The following is a 17,576-nucleotide window of genomic DNA, read 5'->3' as shown; positions in this document are numbered from 1 at the left end:
ATCAGTTTCCCATCCATAATTCGGCTTGCAATTGCATGACGTCGGCAAGGTTGTGCTCGCTCGCATAAGCCCTGCGCTGCCAGCTTGTGCCATTGCCGACGATGAGTATTTCGCGGATGCGTTCCATCGCTTCCACCGCGTGCAGTTCTCTTGCGTGGTCGGAAATGTGTTCAAGCATCTCCATTATATCTTCCCGGATACTGCGCTGCTGGTGGGTACGAGGATCGATAAAGACGCCTTCCAGGCCAAAGCGGCATGCCTGGAAGCGATTGAACGTATACACCAGATAGTCATCCTCTTCGGGCGCCATACGCTGTTCCACCATGATGTATCTGGACATTGCCTGGATATAGCAGGCAATGGCAGCGGCAATTTCGACTGTAAGGGGCGTATCGCACACTCTCACCTCGATGGTGCCGAATTCGGGCTTTGGCCGTATATCCCAGTAAAAATCTTTCATGGATTCGACCACTCCCGTTCCCGCCATCTTGGCGAAGAATTTTTCGAAATCGTTCCAGCGCAATACAAAAGGCGCTCTTCCACTTAACGGAAAGGAAAAAACGGAGTTCAGCCGCGCAGAGGCAAAACCAGTATCATGCCCCTGCACAAACGGCGAACTGGCTGACAGGGCAATAAAATGCGGAATGTAGCGCGAGAGCATATGCATCAGATGCAGCGCTTCGTCCGGACCGGGACAGCCGAGGTGTACGTGCTGTCCGAATATCGTGAATTGTTTAGCCAGATAGCCATACAGTTCCGAGAGGTAATGAAATCGCGGCGCATCGGAAATCTTCTGCTCGCTCCAATGCTGGAACGGGTGAGTGCCTCCGCCTGCAACAGCAACGTTGAGAAAACGTCCGGCATCAGACACAACATCCCGCAGGGCGCGCAGCTCCGCCACCAGCCCCGCATAGTCCTGTTGCACCGAGGTATTGATCTCTATCATGCTGCGCGTCATTTCCGGCTTGATTTCTCCGGGGTGCGTGCGTTTTGCTACGCGGCGCAAAATCTCGGGTGCAGAGGAGGCGAGGTTGTAATCGTTACAGCTGAGCAACTGCAGCTCAAGCTCCACCCCTATGCTCAGGGGACGGGAGGGCGCGAAGGGCATCAGGCTCATGCTTTTTTTTCCGGTGTTTCTCCGGCTCTGCGCAGGGCAACTTGCACCAGAATGGGCCCGGCCAATTCAAGTATGACGATCCAGCTCATCAGCACCATTCCAAGGCCGAACGCGAATTCGGGAAAATCGATTGCAGTATCCAGTGTCAGCAGAAGCGCCACGCTTGACATGGGGACCAGTGCAATACCGAGTGATATCGCCTGACGCCAGCCAATGCCGCTGTGGGTAGCCAGCGGTAGCACGGCTGACAGCTTTGCTATGATTCGTACGACGATAAGCAGCAGAACCAGTAAAAAACCATCCTGCAAGCCTCTGAGATCAGCTGCCAGACCATTCGCAATAAACATCAATACCACCAGAACAGCCCCCGCGGAGCCGAAGTGTGGCGGGAACGTGCGGGTGTGTTTGCGCTGGTAGCGGGTGATCAATCCGGCAGCAAGCAGGACTAGGATCGGGCTGAGCCTGAGTGTCGAAGCCATGATGGTGGCAAAGGCGATCATGCCGAACAGGATGAAGGAAAAAGTTTCCTCGTGCTGCCCTAGGTGGTGATGGATGCGTTCGAAGGTAACGCCGAACAACCATGCCAGCAACGCGGACCCCCCGAGGAGATAGAGTGGGGGGAATATGGTATGCACGAAGCTCGTACCCGCCTGACCGTGCATGACGGCAACCGTCAGCTTGTGGAAAATCACCGCATAGATGGTGTTGAGCGCTGTCATGAGCAGGAGCCGATCGGTTACCTGACCCTGAGCGCGGGATTCCGTTACGGTGCGTACTATGATAGCGGGCGAGGTTGCGATGGCGATGGTTGCAACGACGGCAGCGGCAGTGCTGGTAACATCAAACCATACCAGCACCGAGAAGACAGCCCCAAAAGTAGTGATGGCTTCGAGAAGACTGGTGCCTGCAAGCCACGGGTTGGCTTTCAGCCAGCGCAGATTGACCTTGCTACCCAATTCAAACAGGAGAATCCCAAGTGCGAGATCAACCACCAGGCGCCACTCGTCCACGGGGAGCTGAGGGATAAGACCCAGTCCACCTGGCCCCAATAGTGCGCCAATGCCGATATAGCCAACTATCCGGGGCAGCCTCAGATGACGTACCAGCGCTTCGCCCAGAAGTACAGCGACAACGAGTGTGAGCGCCAGCCACAGCGCTGGACTGATTTGAAGCGGCCAGGCTGGAAGATAATCAGACCAGGTCATGCATTTATGATCAAGTACTTCTGAGAATGAAGAACCGGCATGAGACTCATTCGACCGTTGTAAACGTTACTGTAAGATACATCGGTGCCTCCTTCAGACAAATGCGGATATTGGATCTGTTCATCCGTTAAAAACCGGCCAGACTCGAAACTGACTCCAGAAAGCGTTGTATTTTTTACTGCTTTTGCGGGATTATGAATGAGGTATTGAGTCAGTATTGGGAGAGATGCCCGGATTATAAACCATGAATCGAAACAGGGATAACTCTTCGAAGCTGACGAATATGGGGCAGACCGCAGTTTTTCTCATGATAGTGACCCTCAGGGAATTTTCAGTTGCGCAGCAATCTGGTTATGTGACGGGGCCAACAGACAGGCTCTGGTTCAGTGTTCAATAATTTCCACGCCATTCTTCAGCAGGAGGAGGTGCAGAAAGGGACTAGGAGGGATTAGGCTCTCAGGAGTGGTTTTGAAACAACGGTCCGAAAATTTGGAAAATTGCTCTGCTTTTATACCTTTTTACCTTAACCAGCCTTCTCTTCGGCGGGGGCTACGACCTCAACCTGTTTCCCAAAATGGGTGAGATAGAGACATGGAGTCCGGGAATGAAGGTAATCGGCAGATCAAGTAAATTGTTTCGCTCACACGGAAAAAACGTGGGAAAAACGGTTATCCATCCCCGATTTTTGCGCGCTGCAATTACCAGTGCGTATCGGCGCAACGAGACCGAGAGCGTGAATAGTTTGTTGAGGCAACTCGATTGGCCGCCGAGCAGCCGCATGCGAGCAGAGGAACTCGCCCGTAAACTGGTCTCCTCAATGCAAGGCAAACACAGCCATAGGGGAAGCGTGGATGCGTTGATGCACGAATTTTCCTTGTCGAGCCAGGAGGGTATAGCTCTGATGTGCCTGGCCGAGGCGCTGCTGCGCATCCCGGATCGGGAAACCGCCGATCGCCTCATACGGGACAAGATCAGCAGGGGTGACTGGCGCGCGCATGTGGGACGCAGCCCTTCGCTTTTCGTAAATGCGGCGGCCTGGGGTCTTCTGATCTCTCGCAAGCTGGTTTCGACCCACGGAGAGGATGGGCTGTCGGCTGCCTTGTCCGGATTGATGGAGAAGGGGGGCGAGCCACTGATTCGAAAAGGAATGGATCTGGCAATGCGTATGCTGGGCCACCAGTTCGTGATTGGCGAAACCATCGAGGAGGCGCTGGAGCGTAGCCGAGAGCACGAGATGCGGGGATATCGTTATTCATACGATATGCTGGGGGAGGCGGCAATAACGGAGGCTGACGCCCAGCGCTACTGCGCTTCCTACACCTCGGCCATCCATGCTATCGGCAAGTCGCATGGCAAGAGTGGTATTAAGAGTGGTATTTATAAGGGAGCGGGAATTTCCGTAAAGCTCTCCGCGCTGCATCCCCGCTATGTGCGATCCCAGCGCGAGCGTGTGATGGTTGAGCTGTTGCCACGTCTCAAATCACTGTTGCTGCTTGCCAAGCACTATGACATAGGTCTCAACATGGATGCGGAGGAAGCCGATCGACTCGATCTCTCGCTCGATCTCCTGGAAGCGCTCGTGTTCGACCCGGATCTTGGGGGTTGGGATGGCATCGGCTTTGTCGTCCAGGCTTATCAGAAGCGATGCCCGTTCATCGTCGATTGGCTCATCGATCTTGCGCGCCGCAGCCGTCATCGCATCATGATTCGGCTTGTGAAGGGCGCGTACTGGGATGCGGAAATCAAGCGTGCACAGGTAGAGGGGCTGGATGGCTATCCCGTTTATACACGCAAGATTCACACGGACATATGCTATATGGCTTGCGCGCAGAAACTTCTTCGCGCCGCGGAGGCGGTCTTTCCCCAGTTCGCCACCCATAATGCACACACATTATCAGCCGTATGCCAAATAGCACAGGATGCGGGTATCGAAGATTACGAGTTCCAGTATCTGCATGGGATGGGCGAGACGCTGTACGACCAGGTCGAACTCCTGGAGGATCGGTTCGCAAAGTCGTGCCGCATCTATGCGCCCGTAGGCAGCTATGAGAGGCTGCTTGCTTACCTCGTGCGCCGCCTGCTTGAAAATGGCGCAAATTCGTCATTCGTCAACCGCATTCTCGACGACGATATCAGCATAGAAGAGCTGGTTGCGGATCCGCTCAGTCAGATCGAACAGGAGGGAGTGCATCCTCATCCTGCGATTCCCTTGCCCTGTGATTTGTACGGTCACAAGCGCAGGAATTCGGCAGGCATTGATTTCAGCGATGAGCAGGTACTGGCTACATTGGCTGCCGAATTGGCTGGAATGGAAAGACGTGAATGGCGGGCTGAGCCTGTGCTTGCAGACGGTGGGAATGCCGGTAATGCAGGTTCACGGGTTCTCAATCCGGCTGATCGCAATGATTCCCTCGGCATTGTGATAGAGGCGACCGAGCATGATGTCGGAGTGGCGATCGCTGCCGCGCACGCATTCGTGGCCGAATGGCAAAATGTATCGCATGAAGCCAGAGCTGCGATGCTTGAACGGGCAGCGGATGCATTGGAAGCGCACCGTACGGAACTGATGGGACTGGCGGTACGCGAAGCCGGCAAGTCGTTACCCGATGCGGTTGCGGAAGTGCGTGAAGCGGTTGATTTCTGCCGTTATTACGGGCAACAGATACGCGGCTGGTCCAATGCGAGTCCGTCTTCAGCGCTCGGCCCCGTGGTCTGCATCAGTCCCTGGAATTTCCCGCTGGCAATATTCATTGGTCAGGTAAGTGCCGCGCTTGCTGCGGGCAATCCCGTACTCGCGAAGCCAGCCGAGCAGACGCCCTTGATTGCCGCCGTTGCCGTCAGGCTGCTGCACGAGGCTGGCATTCCACGGCCAGCGTTGCAGCTTTTGCCCGGACAGGGTGAGAGGGTTGGAGAGCAGCTTGTCAAAGATGTTCGTGTACGTGGGGTCATTTTCACCGGCTCTACCGAAGTCGCGCAACTCATTCATCGTACGATCGCTCTTCGTTCGTGGAAAGGCGAGGTCCTCTTCATCGCCGAGACCGGAGGTCAGAATGCGATGATCGTCGATTCATCCGCTCGTATCGAGCAGGTGGTGCAGGATGCGCTGACGTCGGCGTTCGATAGCGCGGGGCAGCGTTGCTCGGCGCTGCGGATATTGTGCTTGCAGGAAGATATCGCTGAACAGGTGCTGGAGGTTCTGAGAGGCGCAATGATGGAACTCACGGTGGGTGATCCCCGGCGGCTCGCTACCGATGTCGGCCCGGTAATTGATGCAGATGCTCAGCACGCGTTGCTCGATCATATCGAAAAAATGCGCGCGGCAGGTCATACCGTGTTCCAATCAGTGCTGCCGTCGGTTTGTACGAACGGCACTTTCCTTGCGCCCACCCTGATCGAGATCGATCGTATAGATGAGCTGGAGCGCGAGGTGTTCGGGCCGGTGCTGCATGTCGTGCGTTTTGGCCGCGAACGGCTGGACGAGCTTGTTGGCCAGATCAATGCGACTGGCTACGGTCTGACGCATGGCATTCACAGTCGGGTCGATGAGACCATTGATTTCATTACCAAGCGTGTGCACGCCGGCAACATCTATGTCAATCGCAATATGATCGGTGCCGTGGTCGGTGTGCAACCCTTTGGCGGGGAGGGCAAATCGGGTACCGGCCCCAAGGCAGGAGGACCGCTCTACCTCCATCGGCTGATGCCTCAAACGCCTCTATTGCTGGCGGATAACGGCGGCCTGCGGGCCAATAACGCGCCTGCTGAGCTGCAGGTTCTTGCCGACTGGGCTTGGCAAGTCGGACGGGACGTGCTCGCCTCGTTGTGCGAGTATTATGCGGGACGCACACCCCTCGCATTCAGCATTCCGCTACCGGGACCGACAGGCGAGAGCAATACATTGAAATTCGTCCCGCGGGGAGTGGTGGCTTGTATTGCCGTAGACGAAGATGCGCTGCTTGAGCAGATGGCGGCGGCGCTGGCAACCGGCAACCAGATCATATTGGCTGATAACCCGCCTTTGCACGCGTTACTGGATAAACTCCCGCTTCAGGTGCGGGAGCGATTGCGCGTCGAGCGGAACTGGATCCACGCACCAATTTCTGCGGTACTCTATTCAGGTTCTGAAGACGAGGCGTACCGGCTCCGAAACGAGCTGGCGGGACGAGAAGGCGCTCTAGTCGCATTCATTACTGCCTCCGGTACCGATTTCCCTTTATACCGTTTGACGGCTGAGCGGGTGGTTAGCGTGAATACCGCTGCTGCTGGCGGCAACCCTGGCTTGATGGTACTGGATTTCAATGGATCATCTACCCATTAGCCGGCCGTAAGTCAAAAATCCAGTTTTGGATTGAAGCTTCTCAAGATGAACTGATGCACTATATTTAAAACAGATCCTGATATCCATCTCTAAAGTGAGGAGCAATCATGTCAGATCTTAAAACCGTATGGTTCGGAATGCTGACTGACGATTCGGATGATTCTGGTACCGACAGTTCCATCGTATTAATTATCAATGTAAGAGGCGGGAGGTTTGATGTCTTGCACCGTACATTTCCTGACACGGAGCAGAACGACCAGGAACAAGGACAAGCGAATCTCTATGAAATAACGGAGGATGACTTCGAGCCGCAACCCTTTGTCGGCTCTACGGTCGATCCTCAGGACCTGAATGCTTCTTCCATCCGCATCGGCATTCGGGGCGACGACATGTGGCGCCCCAAGAGCGTATTCGTCTGGGGAGAACAAAAAGATGGATTGATCGTTCCACTTGCCCTCAATACCGAGTTGCAAGGGGATGTGGGAATTGCGGGCCAATTGGTGGGTGTGGCCCTCAGCACGGACTCTAGTGAAGGCAAGCTTTCCTTTGCTCCTGCACGCGTTCAACTGGGAGACCAAACGGTAGTTATTCGACGATTGCTCTTGCTCTTGACTACCGCTGATGTAGATAATGCCGGCACCGACGACGACATCGCGCTTCAGATTACCGCTGCTGATGGGCGCGTGGTCGTAGATCACGTTTTTCCCGACACTTCTCAGGATGACCTGGAGCGCGCCCAGGCAAATCTTTACTTCGCCCCGGTCGATATTCCTTTTAGAAGGGCTGAGCTGAAGGCTGACTCGATCAGGTTAAGTATCAAGGGTAACGACGCCTGGGTGCCCGCACGCCTGTTTCTGTTCGGTCTCAGCGAGCCTGAAGGCGGCCAGCCTCCTGAATTTGTCGTACCTCTGGTGCATCTTCCCAAGTGGTCCCTTGGTACCTTGAGCACCGATACTGGAGAAGGGCAAGAATCAGTTGTGTTGCCCCTGCTGGACAATATTATCTTGCTTTAATAATATGGATTTCAATGGGGGTCAGACTCGATTGATCATTAGAAAAAGAGTCGATCGATCACCTCATTTAGGATCAATCGACTCTGATCCTATTGATTTCGGACTCGCTGTGATCAGTGCTAAAGTTTTCACAGTTGCTGACATATTTCAATCTCGAATCTGATCCCGCAATTCTTGTCTAAAAGTAACAGCGATTCAGGCGCAATGCCAATGCATTACCCCGCCTGCCGGAACTATTTCATACCGGCGCATATTATTCCAGACCGGCTATTTGTTATGACGACCCGCAATAGCACAATCGATGTGGCAAAAGGAATCGGCATATTTTTTGTCGTACTCGGACATAATTGGCTGTCAACCCATGAGAAAAACGAACTCCACATAGTTATTTTCTCATTTCACATGCCTTTGTTTTTCTTCCTGGCAGGAATATTCCTGCGAGCACCGGACGGAATCCTGCGTTTCGCAATAGGCCGGACAGGGTCTCTATTGAAACCCTATTTCGTTGTCCTGACAGGCCTGGGCGTACTCAAGATGCTGAGGGCCGCATTGGGTGGGGGCGGCGAAGCTAGTATGAGCGGCACCAGTTATTTTATAGGCTTGCTTTATGGTACCGGCGATACGATCGAGTGGATTGCTATGTGGTTTTTACCGCATCTTTTTATCTCGTTGATCGCGTCCCTGATCATTTTGAAGGCAATTGAAGCCTGCACGGACAATAAGGTATGGATAGTGTCAGTTGCCCTCCTGCTCTTAGGGATCGGCATGAGTTCTATCGATGCCTATCATCACCCTACGGCAATAGCCGCAAGCGTTATGGGACCAGGACGGTTCCTGGGACTTCCTTGGGGCGCCGATCTTATTCCGATAACATCTTCCTTCATTATCTTCGGGTATCTGCTCGCCGAGCCTGCGAAATCGATGAAATTCAGCCTGCCCGGCTTATTTGTATCTGCCGTAGTGTTTGTTGCTCTGCACTTTTATTTTGATGACACCATTGATCTTAATGAAAGGGTATACGATAGTGCGGTTGTATCGACCATGGAGGCGGCGACAGGAATATATATAACGTTCAGTATCGCTTCGTTACTGCAAAATTTTCCATCCTTCAGAAAACCGCTGGCATATCTGGGATCAGGGACACTTTTTATCCTGATCTTTCACGGCTTCCTGCAAACCCGGGCGTTTGTCGCGCTGCACCATATCAGTCCTTATGTGTATCTAAACAGCATTGTCAGTCTTGCGTGGAGTATCGCGATGTCTTTGCTCCTGTGGGAGATGGCGAAGCGTCAGCGATGGTTGTCAAAATTGCTGTTACCACAAAAACCACAAAAGGCAATTGTTCGCGACGAGTTGGGGCGGGGGGCCGCCTAATCTCTCGCTTAGAGGTTCTCAAGCAGACCCCTTAGTCCAAAAAAACGATGAATGGACGTTGCACTTCCTCCACTTTCGCTATTTTCTTTCACCCATGTGTTGATATACAGGGGACTGTACTTGCTGAGGGAACTATGTCAGGTACGGGAAGAAAACCGCATTGACAAGTCTATGGCCTTTATATCCTTGGTAAGGCCGCCAATGGAAATGCGGTTCACACCGGTTTTGGCTACTGCGCGGACATTGTCAAGGGTAATTCCGCCGGAAGCTTCCAGCACTGCGCCTTTATTGGTTAGCCGCGCGTTCAATACTACTGCTTCCCTCAGTTCTTCCAGATCGAAGTTATCCAGCAGAATCAGTGTCGCTCCGGCATTCAAAGCAGTGCGGAGGCCTTCCAGTGTTTCCACTTCGATCTGGATGAATATCCCGCGGGCGGCAATTTTCCTCGCGGCATGCAGTGCCGGTTCAATACCGCCGGCAGCCATGATATGGTTTTCCTTGATTAGAATGCCATCATATAAACCGATCCGGTGGTTTGTTCCCCCGCCGCATTTAACGGCATATTTTTGGGCCCGCCGTAATCCAGGCAAGGTCTTGCGGGTGTCGACAATGACTGCATCGGTTCCGGAAATTGCATTCACGTAACATCGGGTCTGGGTGGCGACAGCCGAGAGCAGTTGCAGAAAATTGAGGGCTGTCCGTTCACCTGTCAGCAGTGCTCTGGCATCACCCTTCACTTCACAGAGTTTCTGTCCGGCGCCGACTGTTTCGCCGTCCTGCGCATGCCAGCGCACTTCGATTTGCGATTCCAGTTGCCGAAAGCATTCGGCAAACCATTGGCTTCCACACATCACAGCCTCTTCACGGCTGATCACAGTAGCGGTCGCAGTTTCGTCACAAGGAACAAGGCCAGCGGTGAGGTCGCCAGCACCCACATCTTCGAGCAGCGCCTGGCTGACGTTATTCTTGATTTCGGTTTCCAGATACGTGAAATGATCGTAAAACATTTTTATTATGTTTACCGAAACGAATGAAGTATTTTAGCTGAATGCAATACGGAGGCGTCATGTCTGATGCGTTGAAAGTAATCTCATACGGTTTCGGCACGATTGTCGGCCTGATCGTGATAGGGATAGTCGTATTCTGGTTCATTCAGGATATAACCCAGAAGAAGCATTCCATCCTGCGTAACTATCCAGTAATCGGGCGCCTGCGATTTTTCCTGGAGAAACAGGGAGAGTATTTCCGGCAATACTTCTTTTCCAGTGATCGGAGCGAACTGCCCTTTAATCGCGCTACTCGCTCATGGGTGTACAGGAATGCAAAGAATGAGGGCGGTATCGTCGGTTTCGGCTCGACCAATGATCTGCGCGAGCCAGGCTCTATTTTTTTCGTCAATGTCGCTTTCCCCGTATTGGAGAGCGACCGGTTGCCCACTCCGCCGCTGATGATTGGCGAGGGCTATTGCGAGCATCCTTTTCATGCGAAATCCATTATCAATATCAGTGGAATGAGCTATGGCGCGATCTCGGCGCCCGCAGTCCGCGCATTGTCACTTGGAGCGGCAGAGGCAGGGTGCTGGCTGAACACGGGGGAAGGCGGGCTCTCACCTTATCATCTCGAAGGTGGTGGCGATATTGTCATGCAAATCGGTACTGCAAAGTATGGTATTCGCGACCAGGAGGGTAATTTTTCACCGGAGCGGGCAAAGGAACTTGCGAAGGTGGTCAAGGCATTTGAAATAAAGCTCTCTCAGGGTGCGAAGCCGGGTAAGGGAGGGTTGCTGCCTGGAACTAAGGTAACCAATGAAATCTCGGCTATCCGCGGTATTCCTGCTCATCTTGATTCAATCAGTCCTAATCGTCATCGCGATATCGGAAATGTGGATGAACTGCTCGACAAGATCGCCTATATCCGCGATCTCACCGGGCGGCCTGTGGGTGTCAAGGCTGCCATCGGCGGGTGGCGCTTTATTAACGAACTGTGCGACGCAGTGAATCGCAGGGGTTCCGAATACGCGCCGGATTTTCTCAACATTGATGGTGGCGAAGGTGGCAGCGGGGCTGCGCCCCAGACTCTGGTCGACCATATGAGCCTGCCCATTGCGGAAGCGTTACCACGGGTGGTGGATGCATTACTGGAATCCGGCTTGAGAGATCGCATACGTGTGGTTGCAGCAGGTAAGCTGGTGACACCGGCACGGGCGGCGTGGGCGCTATGTGTGGGTGCAGACTTTGTCAACACCGCGCGCGGCTTCATGTTTTCACTCGGCTGTATCCAGGCCATGCGATGTCACCTGAATACCTGCCCTACCGGTATCACCACCCATAATCGGCGTTTGCAGCGTGGCCTGGTGGTGCAGGAGAAATACCTGCGCGTTGCCAATTATGCCAAAAACATGAACAGGGAAATCGATATGATTGCCTACTCCTGCGGCTTGCGCCACGCCCGCCAATTGAAGCGCGAGCATGTGCGCATCGTGGAGACGGCGGGCAAAAGTGTGGCTCTCAACATTTTGTATCCATATCCGGAAATACCTTCGCTTTGACTGGCATGCGGTACTGGAATCCGATACAGCAATAGCTTTGCTTGTTGCATCCTCCATCTCGACTGAGGATTGAGGCCGTGAGGGATATCTTGAAAATTCTCCCGTATCCCACATATATAAGAATTATTGACTACCCATAAAGGGCTTCTCATGCGTTTCGACAAATTAACCACAAAATTCCAGCAGGCGTTGTCCGATGCGCAGAGCATTGCCGTGGGGCAGGACAACCCTTATATTGAACCGCAGCATTTGCTGCTAGCACTCTTGCAGCAGCAAGATACGGGCACGGTTTCGTTGTTGCAGCGGGCAGGTGCGAATGTGCCGCCCTTGCGGGAAGCACTGAAAAAGTCGATTGAGCGTCTTCCCAAAGTAGAGGGTACGGGGGGAGAGATCAATGTCTCGCGTGATCTGGGTAATCTGCTCAACCTGGCCGACAAGGAGGCGCAGAAACGGGGTGATCAGTTCATTGCGTCGGAAATGTTCCTGGTGGCCGCGCTTCAGGACAAAGGCGAGACTGGCAATCTGCTGAGGCAGAACGGAGCCAGCCGCAATGCGCTGGAACAGGCAATTAACGAGGTGCGCGGTGGCGAGAATGTCAGCAATCCTGAGGCCGAAGCTAGCCGCGAAGCTCTGAAAAAATATACGCTCGATCTGACCGAACGTGCGCGGGCGGGAAAACTTGATCCGGTTATCGGGCGTGATGATGAAATTCGACGTACTGTCCAAGTATTGCAACGCCGTACCAAGAACAATCCCGTGCTGATCGGCGAACCAGGGGTGGGCAAGACTGCCATTGTCGAGGGTTTGGCTCAGCGCATCGTCAATAATGAGGTGCCGGAAACCCTCAAGGACAAGAAAGTACTCTCGCTGGACATGGCCGCGTTGCTCGCGGGAGCCAAGTACCGGGGCGAATTCGAGGAGCGCCTCAAATCTGTCCTCAAAGAGATTGCGCAGGCCGGGGGTAGCGTTATCGTCTTCATCGATGAGCTTCACACCATGGTGGGCGCGGGCAAGGCCGAGGGCGCAATCGATGCGGGCAACATGCTCAAGCCGGCACTAGCGCGGGGTGAATTGCATTGCGTGGGCGCCACTACCCTGGATGAATACCGCAAGTACATCGAGAAAGATGCCGCGCTGGAGCGGCGTTTCCAGAAGGTGCTGGTGGATGAACCGACGGTGGAAGCTACCATCGCCATCCTGCGTGGCTTGCAGGAAAGATATGAGCTGCATCATGGCGTGGATATCACCGACCCCGCCATTGTGGCAGCAGCCGAGCTATCGCATCGCTACATTACCGACCGTTTTCTGCCCGATAAGGCCATCGATCTGATCGATGAGGCCGCGGCACGCATCCGGATGGAAATCGACTCGAAGCCGGAGGCGATGGACAGGCTCGACCGGCGTCTGATACAGCTCAAGATCGAGCGCGAGGCGGTGAAGAAGGAAAAGGATGAGGCGTCGCAGAAGCGTCTTGCATTACTGGAAGATGAGATAGCCAAACTCGAGCGCGAATACGCCGACCTGGAAGAAATCTGGAAAGCCGAAAAATCCCAGGTGCAGGGTACGCAGCATATCAAGGAAGAGATGGAAAAGGTCAAGCTCGAAATCGAGGCGGCGACGCGCAAAGGAGATTGGCAGAAAGTTTCCGAACTGCAATATGGACGCATTCCGCAACTGGAGGCGCAACTTCAGGTGCAGGATCGGCAGGCTGAGAAAGAGACCATGGAGCAAAACAAGCCGAAGTTGCTCCGAACCCAGGTTGGAGCGGAAGAAATCGCAGAAGTGGTTTCGCGTGCTACTGGCATTCCTGTTTCCAAGATGATGCAGGGCGAACGGGAAAAACTCCTGAATATGGAACAGAAGCTGCACGAGCGCGTAGTGGGACAGGATGAGGCGGTACGCCTAGTATCCGATGCTATCCGCCGCTCACGCGCGGGACTGGCGGACCCCAACCGCCCCTATGGTTCCTTTTTGTTCCTCGGACCGACGGGCGTGGGTAAAACAGAGCTATGCAAGGCGTTGGCTGGTTTTTTGTTCGATTCCGAAGAGCATCTGATTCGCATCGATATGTCCGAGTTCATGGAAAAACATTCTGTTGCGCGCTTGATCGGCGCACCGCCCGGATACATCGGATACGAGGAAGGTGGTTATTTGACCGAAGCGGTACGCAGAAAACCTTATTCGGTAATTCTGCTGGATGAGGTGGAAAAGGCACATCCTGACGTGTTCAACGTTCTGCTACAGGTGCTGGATGACGGACGCATGACTGATGGACAGGGCCGTACGGTGGATTTCAAGAATACTGTTGTCGTCATGACTTCAAACCTCGGTTCGCAAATGATCCAGCAGATGGCAGGGGATGATTACCAAGTCATCAAGCTGGCGGTCATGGGCGAGGTGAAGGCCTATTTCCGCCCGGAGTTCATCAACCGGATTGACGAGGTAGTGGTATTCCATGCGCTGGATGAGAGGCATATCAAATCCATCGCGCGGATACAGCTTCAGCAACTGGAAAAGCGTCTGGCGAAACTTGAGATGCACCTCAAAGTGACGGATACCGCGCTTGCAGAAGTGGCCCAAGCGGGATTCGATCCGGTGTTCGGCGCCCGACCGCTCAAGCGCGCGATACAGGCCCAGATCGAGAACCCGCTGGCAAAGGAAATACTCGAAGGTCACTTCGCTGCGAAGGATACCATCACAGTCGATTCGAAAAATGGTGTGATCACTTTCTCGAAGACAAGGGAATCCGTATCGGCTTGAGGAAATTCCCGGAAGCCAAGCGCAGTCTCCCCAACCCTCTCCTTGCCAGGGAGAGGGAGTGGATCGGGTAAGGTTGAAACGAAATAACTGAATTACAGGACTTTTCCCATAGCCAATTATTACTCATCTCAAGTTACTTGAGCATTGCGCGCATCCTCCCCTTCTTATGCGTGGGAGGACAACCCTCAGCTGACAGCAGATTCGTCCAGGGTGTTTTGGTTTTCATGACTCTCATCGGATTCATCTAAGATGTCGGGAACCCGCTCCTCCTGGTGTTGTCTGACAACGCGACCTGTACCGTCGCGAATATGCTTTGCCGGTGCCGGATTCAGGTAAAATAGCCGTTTTTTTCGAATCTACCTTCATGGATAACGTCGCAATAAAAGGCAGTCTGGTCGCCATTGTCACTCCGATGCATGAAAATGGCGAACTGGATCTGGAGCGTTTCCAATCCTTGATCGACTTTCATGTGACGGAAGGAACTGATGGTATCGTGGTGGTAGGAACCACCGGCGAATCACCGACCGTGGATTTCGAAGAGCACCATTTGCTGATCAAAACCGCAGTGGAACAGGTAGCCGGACGGGTACCGGTAGTTGCGGGAACCGGAGCCAATTCCACGCGCGAGGCAATTGACCTTTCCATTTATGCGAAGAATGCGGGAGCGGATGCAAGCCTGTCAGTCGTGCCGTATTACAACAAGCCCACCCAGGAGGGTTTATACCAGCATTTCAGCGCGGTGGCCGAGGCGGTGGATATCCCGCAGATACTATACAACGTGCCCGGCAGGACGGTGGCAGATATCGCCAACGATACGGTTCTTCGTCTCGCGCAAATTCCCAACATTGTCGGAATCAAGGATGCAACGGGTGATATCGGTCGGGGGTTCGACCTGTTGTGCCGTGCTCCCGAAGATTTTGCAATCTATAGCGGCGACGATGCCAGTGCCCTGGCTTTGTTGTTGCTTGGCGGGCATGGCGTTATCTCCGTCACCGCCAACGTGGCGCCGAAGCTCATGCATGAGATGTGCACAGCGGCGTTTGCGGGCGACCTGGCTGCTGCCCGCGCTGCAAACAGAAAGCTTTTGAGGTTGCATCTGGATTTATTCATAGAAGCCAATCCTATTCCTGTGAAATGGGCTGTTGCGCAAATGGGATTGATCGGCGAGGGGCTGCGGTTGCCACTGACACCGTTGTCAGATCGATGTCATCAGACTGTCAGAAAAGCGATGAGCGAGGCAGGAATCGATGTGGCGATATCTGTTTAAATGATTGCCCGAATTCGAGAGCCTGGGGCAGGATTTTCAGGAATCAAGTATTGCACATGAGATCGCAGATAATGGCTGCGCTATGTCTGGCAGCGGCCGTTGCAGGATGCAGCGTTTTCTCGGACATTTTGCCGGAAGCTAAAAAGATCAATTATAAATCGGCGGGCAAACTTCCGCCTCTGGAAATTCCACCTGATCTGACCGCACCAGGTTCGGACGAGCGTTATCATGTTCCGGATATCAGTCCCACCGGGGTTGCGACTTTTTCCTCCTACGACAAGGAGCGCAGCAAGACGGCAGGTATCACCACCGGAGGAGCTTCCATCCTGCCCTCAATGGATGAGGCCGGAGTACGGATGGAACGCTCGGGCACGCAGCGCTGGCTTGTTGTAAATGGAGAGCCGGAGGAAATATGGCCGATCGTTAGGGATTTCTGGCAGGAACTGGGCTTTCTCATCAAGATTGAAATGCCTGAAGCCGGCGTGATGGAAACGGATTGGGCGGAAAATCGCGCGAAAATTCCCGAAGATATTATTCGGAATACGCTTGGCAAGCTTCTGGACAGCATGTATTCAACGGGTGAGCGTGACAAGTTTCGCACGCGTCTGGAGCGCGGTGAGAACGGTACTACGGAGATCTATATCAGCCATCGCGGCATGGACGAGGTGATCGAGGGCGCCAACGTACGGACTGTATGGCAACCGCGCCCCTCTGATCCTGACCTGGAAGCGGAGATGCTTTCCCGCCTGATGATGCGCTTTGGCGTGACGGAGGAGCGCGCCAGAAGCGCAGTGGCGAGCATGGGCGTTCAGGAGCGTGCGCGCCTCAATGGCGAAAAAGGTGGAATACTGACCGTAACCGAAGCATTTGACCGATCGTGGCGACGCGTCGGACTGGCGTTGGATCGTATCGGATTTACCGTCGAAGACCGAAACCGCTCTCAGGGTGTTTACTTTGTGCGCTATGTAAATCCGGAGGCAGAAAACGGTGCAGGGACCGGTTTGCTTTCGAAGCTTGCATTCTGGCGGGACGAGGATAGCGATAAGCCGGGTCAATACCGCATCCAGCTAAGCGAAGCGGGAACCAATACCGACGTCACCGTGTTGAACAAGGATGGGGTGGCGGAGGATTCCAGTGACGCAAAGCGTATATTGAAATTGCTGTATGAGCAGTTGAAGTAATCAACCCCGGTTGCTATTGCCCGTATGGCTGTACGTCCGATTCGTGCCCGATGTGTTGCAGCGAGCTTTTCATACGTTGAGGCATTGTGCTTCGCTCCAACGATCCAGCGGTTCTATCGGTGCTGCCGCCAGGTATCTCGGAGCGAAGGTTGATATGCTTTCTTCCAGTTATCGGGCAAGTTCCGGGTAAATCCGGTTATTCGCCGTGTAATATGTCGGCGAATGACGCTCCGATCACTTTATCGGGCAATAACTATGTTTTCAGCCTTGCATCCATTGTTATTTTTGCCTTGAATAGTTTGGATACGGGGCAGCCTTCCTTTGCCTTGCTTGCGATCTCTTCGAATTTCGCCTGATCTGTTCCCGGTATTTTGGCGGCAACGTCAAGGTGGATAGTGGTAATCTCGAAGTCTTCTCCAACTTTATCGAGCGTGACAGCAGCGTGCGTCTCGATTTTCTCCGGCGTCAAACCAGCTTCCCCGAGCATCAGGGAGAGCGCCATCGAGAAACAGCCTGCGTGTGCGGCGCCGATGAGTTCTTCCGGATTGGTGCCCTTGCCATTTTCAAATCTCGATTTGAAACCGTAAGGTGCTTCGCTCAGTACACCCGTTTCGGTGGAAATCGTTCCGCCCCCGTCCTTGATTCCACCTTCCCAAACTGCCCACGCCTTCTTTGTAGTCATATTTCCTCCTCATATGGAAAAGTTATCGTTTACTTTCATCGTATAGCTTGATTATCAACAGGTGTTTCAGAAAATGGTTTTACCGCCCGGATATCTGCTTCATTTTTACCT

At 53.7% G+C, this 17,576-nt stretch carries 11 protein-coding genes; 7 read left to right on the top strand and 4 right to left on the bottom strand.

All coding sequences use genetic code 11. The features are described 5' to 3' along the window. Position 1 precedes the first annotated feature (1 nt). Together AC52W5_RS14690 and AC52W5_RS14685 are read right to left on the bottom strand one after the other, a co-directional pair. The gene (locus AC52W5_RS14690; protein ID WP_074974534.1) at positions 2-1,117 is read right to left on the bottom strand and encodes a YbdK family carboxylate-amine ligase; all 1,116 of its coding nucleotides are present in this window, start codon (positions 1,115-1,117) and stop codon (positions 2-4) included. Further along, positions 1,114-2,322, bottom strand: coding sequence for a cation:proton antiporter (locus AC52W5_RS14685; RefSeq protein ID WP_074974535.1), 1,209 nt, complete (start codon positions 2,320-2,322; stop codon positions 1,114-1,116). The genes AC52W5_RS14690 and AC52W5_RS14685 overlap by 4 nt, the downstream gene beginning before the upstream one ends. 655 nt (positions 2,323-2,977) lie before the next feature. On the opposite strand from AC52W5_RS14685, the gene putA reads away from it, so the two are divergent. From putA to AC52W5_RS14670, 3 genes are all read left to right on the top strand, one after another. Continuing rightward, complete coding sequence (putA, locus tag AC52W5_RS14680; protein ID WP_495671542.1) at positions 2,978-6,640, top strand: trifunctional transcriptional regulator/proline dehydrogenase/L-glutamate gamma-semialdehyde dehydrogenase; 3,663 nt, start codon at positions 2,978-2,980, stop codon at positions 6,638-6,640. 107 nt (positions 6,641-6,747) lie between these two features. Next, complete coding sequence (locus tag AC52W5_RS14675; protein ID WP_495671541.1) at positions 6,748-7,653, top strand: hypothetical protein; 906 nt, start codon at positions 6,748-6,750, stop codon at positions 7,651-7,653. 204 nt (positions 7,654-7,857) lie between these two features. Next, positions 7,858-9,027, top strand: a complete 1,170-nt coding sequence (locus tag AC52W5_RS14670; RefSeq protein WP_495671540.1) for an acyltransferase family protein — start codon at positions 7,858-7,860, stop codon at positions 9,025-9,027. A 137-nt stretch (positions 9,028-9,164) separates the two neighbouring features. Here AC52W5_RS14670 and nadC read toward each other — a convergent pair whose 3' ends face one another. Next, entirely contained in the window at positions 9,165-10,034 is an 870-nt protein-coding gene (nadC, locus tag AC52W5_RS14665) for a carboxylating nicotinate-nucleotide diphosphorylase (RefSeq protein WP_495671539.1), read from the bottom strand. A 59-nt stretch (positions 10,035-10,093) separates the two neighbouring features. Here nadC and AC52W5_RS14660 point away from each other — a divergent pair, with 59 nt between their 5' ends. The 4 genes from AC52W5_RS14660 (at position 10,094) to bamC (ending at position 16,783) form a co-directional block, all read left to right on the top strand. Next, positions 10,094-11,575, top strand: coding sequence for an FMN-binding glutamate synthase family protein (locus AC52W5_RS14660; RefSeq protein WP_495671538.1), 1,482 nt, complete (start codon positions 10,094-10,096; stop codon positions 11,573-11,575). A 150-nt stretch (positions 11,576-11,725) separates the two neighbouring features. Next, a complete protein-coding gene (gene clpB, locus AC52W5_RS14655; RefSeq protein WP_495671607.1) occupies positions 11,726-14,335 on the top strand; it encodes an ATP-dependent chaperone ClpB in 2,610 nt (869 codons plus the stop codon). 364 nt (positions 14,336-14,699) lie between these two features. Continuing rightward, the gene (gene dapA / locus AC52W5_RS14650) at positions 14,700-15,602 is read left to right on the top strand and encodes a 4-hydroxy-tetrahydrodipicolinate synthase (RefSeq protein WP_495671537.1); all 903 of its coding nucleotides are present in this window, start codon (positions 14,700-14,702) and stop codon (positions 15,600-15,602) included. Positions 15,603-15,658: 56 nt separating this feature from the next. Further along, the gene (bamC, locus tag AC52W5_RS14645; RefSeq protein ID WP_495671536.1) at positions 15,659-16,783 is read left to right on the top strand and encodes an NlpB/DapX family lipoprotein; all 1,125 of its coding nucleotides are present in this window, start codon (positions 15,659-15,661) and stop codon (positions 16,781-16,783) included. A 253-nt stretch (positions 16,784-17,036) separates the two neighbouring features. Here the strand turns inward: bamC and AC52W5_RS14640 are convergent, their stop codons facing one another. Next, the gene (locus AC52W5_RS14640) at positions 17,037-17,465 is read right to left on the bottom strand and encodes an OsmC family protein (protein ID WP_074974541.1); all 429 of its coding nucleotides are present in this window, start codon (positions 17,463-17,465) and stop codon (positions 17,037-17,039) included. Positions 17,466-17,576: the final 111 nt, after the last annotated feature.

Source organism: Nitrosospira sp. CT (assembly GCF_059489795.1).
This window is presented reverse-complemented; position numbering and strand designations above follow the sequence as displayed.

What these genes read in the sequence shown, in the direction of transcription:
- bamC (WP_495671536.1), top strand. Translation starts at nt 15,659, where the DNA reads ATGAGATCGCAGATAATGGCTGCGCTATGTCTGGCAGCGGCCGTTGCA.
- AC52W5_RS14690 (WP_074974534.1), bottom strand. Translation starts at nt 1,117, where the DNA reads ATGAGCCTGATGCCCTTCGCGCCCTCCCGTCCCCTGAGCATAGGGGTG.
- AC52W5_RS14640 (WP_074974541.1), bottom strand. Translation starts at nt 17,465, where the DNA reads ATGACTACAAAGAAGGCGTGGGCAGTTTGGGAAGGTGGAATCAAGGAC.
- AC52W5_RS14675 (WP_495671541.1), top strand. Translation starts at nt 6,748, where the DNA reads ATGTCAGATCTTAAAACCGTATGGTTCGGAATGCTGACTGACGATTCG.
- clpB (WP_495671607.1), top strand. Translation starts at nt 11,726, where the DNA reads ATGCGTTTCGACAAATTAACCACAAAATTCCAGCAGGCGTTGTCCGAT.
- AC52W5_RS14670 (WP_495671540.1), top strand. Translation starts at nt 7,858, where the DNA reads ATGCCAATGCATTACCCCGCCTGCCGGAACTATTTCATACCGGCGCAT.
- AC52W5_RS14685 (WP_074974535.1), bottom strand. Translation starts at nt 2,322, where the DNA reads ATGACCTGGTCTGATTATCTTCCAGCCTGGCCGCTTCAAATCAGTCCA.
- dapA (WP_495671537.1), top strand. Translation starts at nt 14,700, where the DNA reads ATGGATAACGTCGCAATAAAAGGCAGTCTGGTCGCCATTGTCACTCCG.
- nadC (WP_495671539.1), bottom strand. Translation starts at nt 10,034, where the DNA reads ATGTTTTACGATCATTTCACGTATCTGGAAACCGAAATCAAGAATAAC.
- AC52W5_RS14660 (WP_495671538.1), top strand. Translation starts at nt 10,094, where the DNA reads ATGTCTGATGCGTTGAAAGTAATCTCATACGGTTTCGGCACGATTGTC.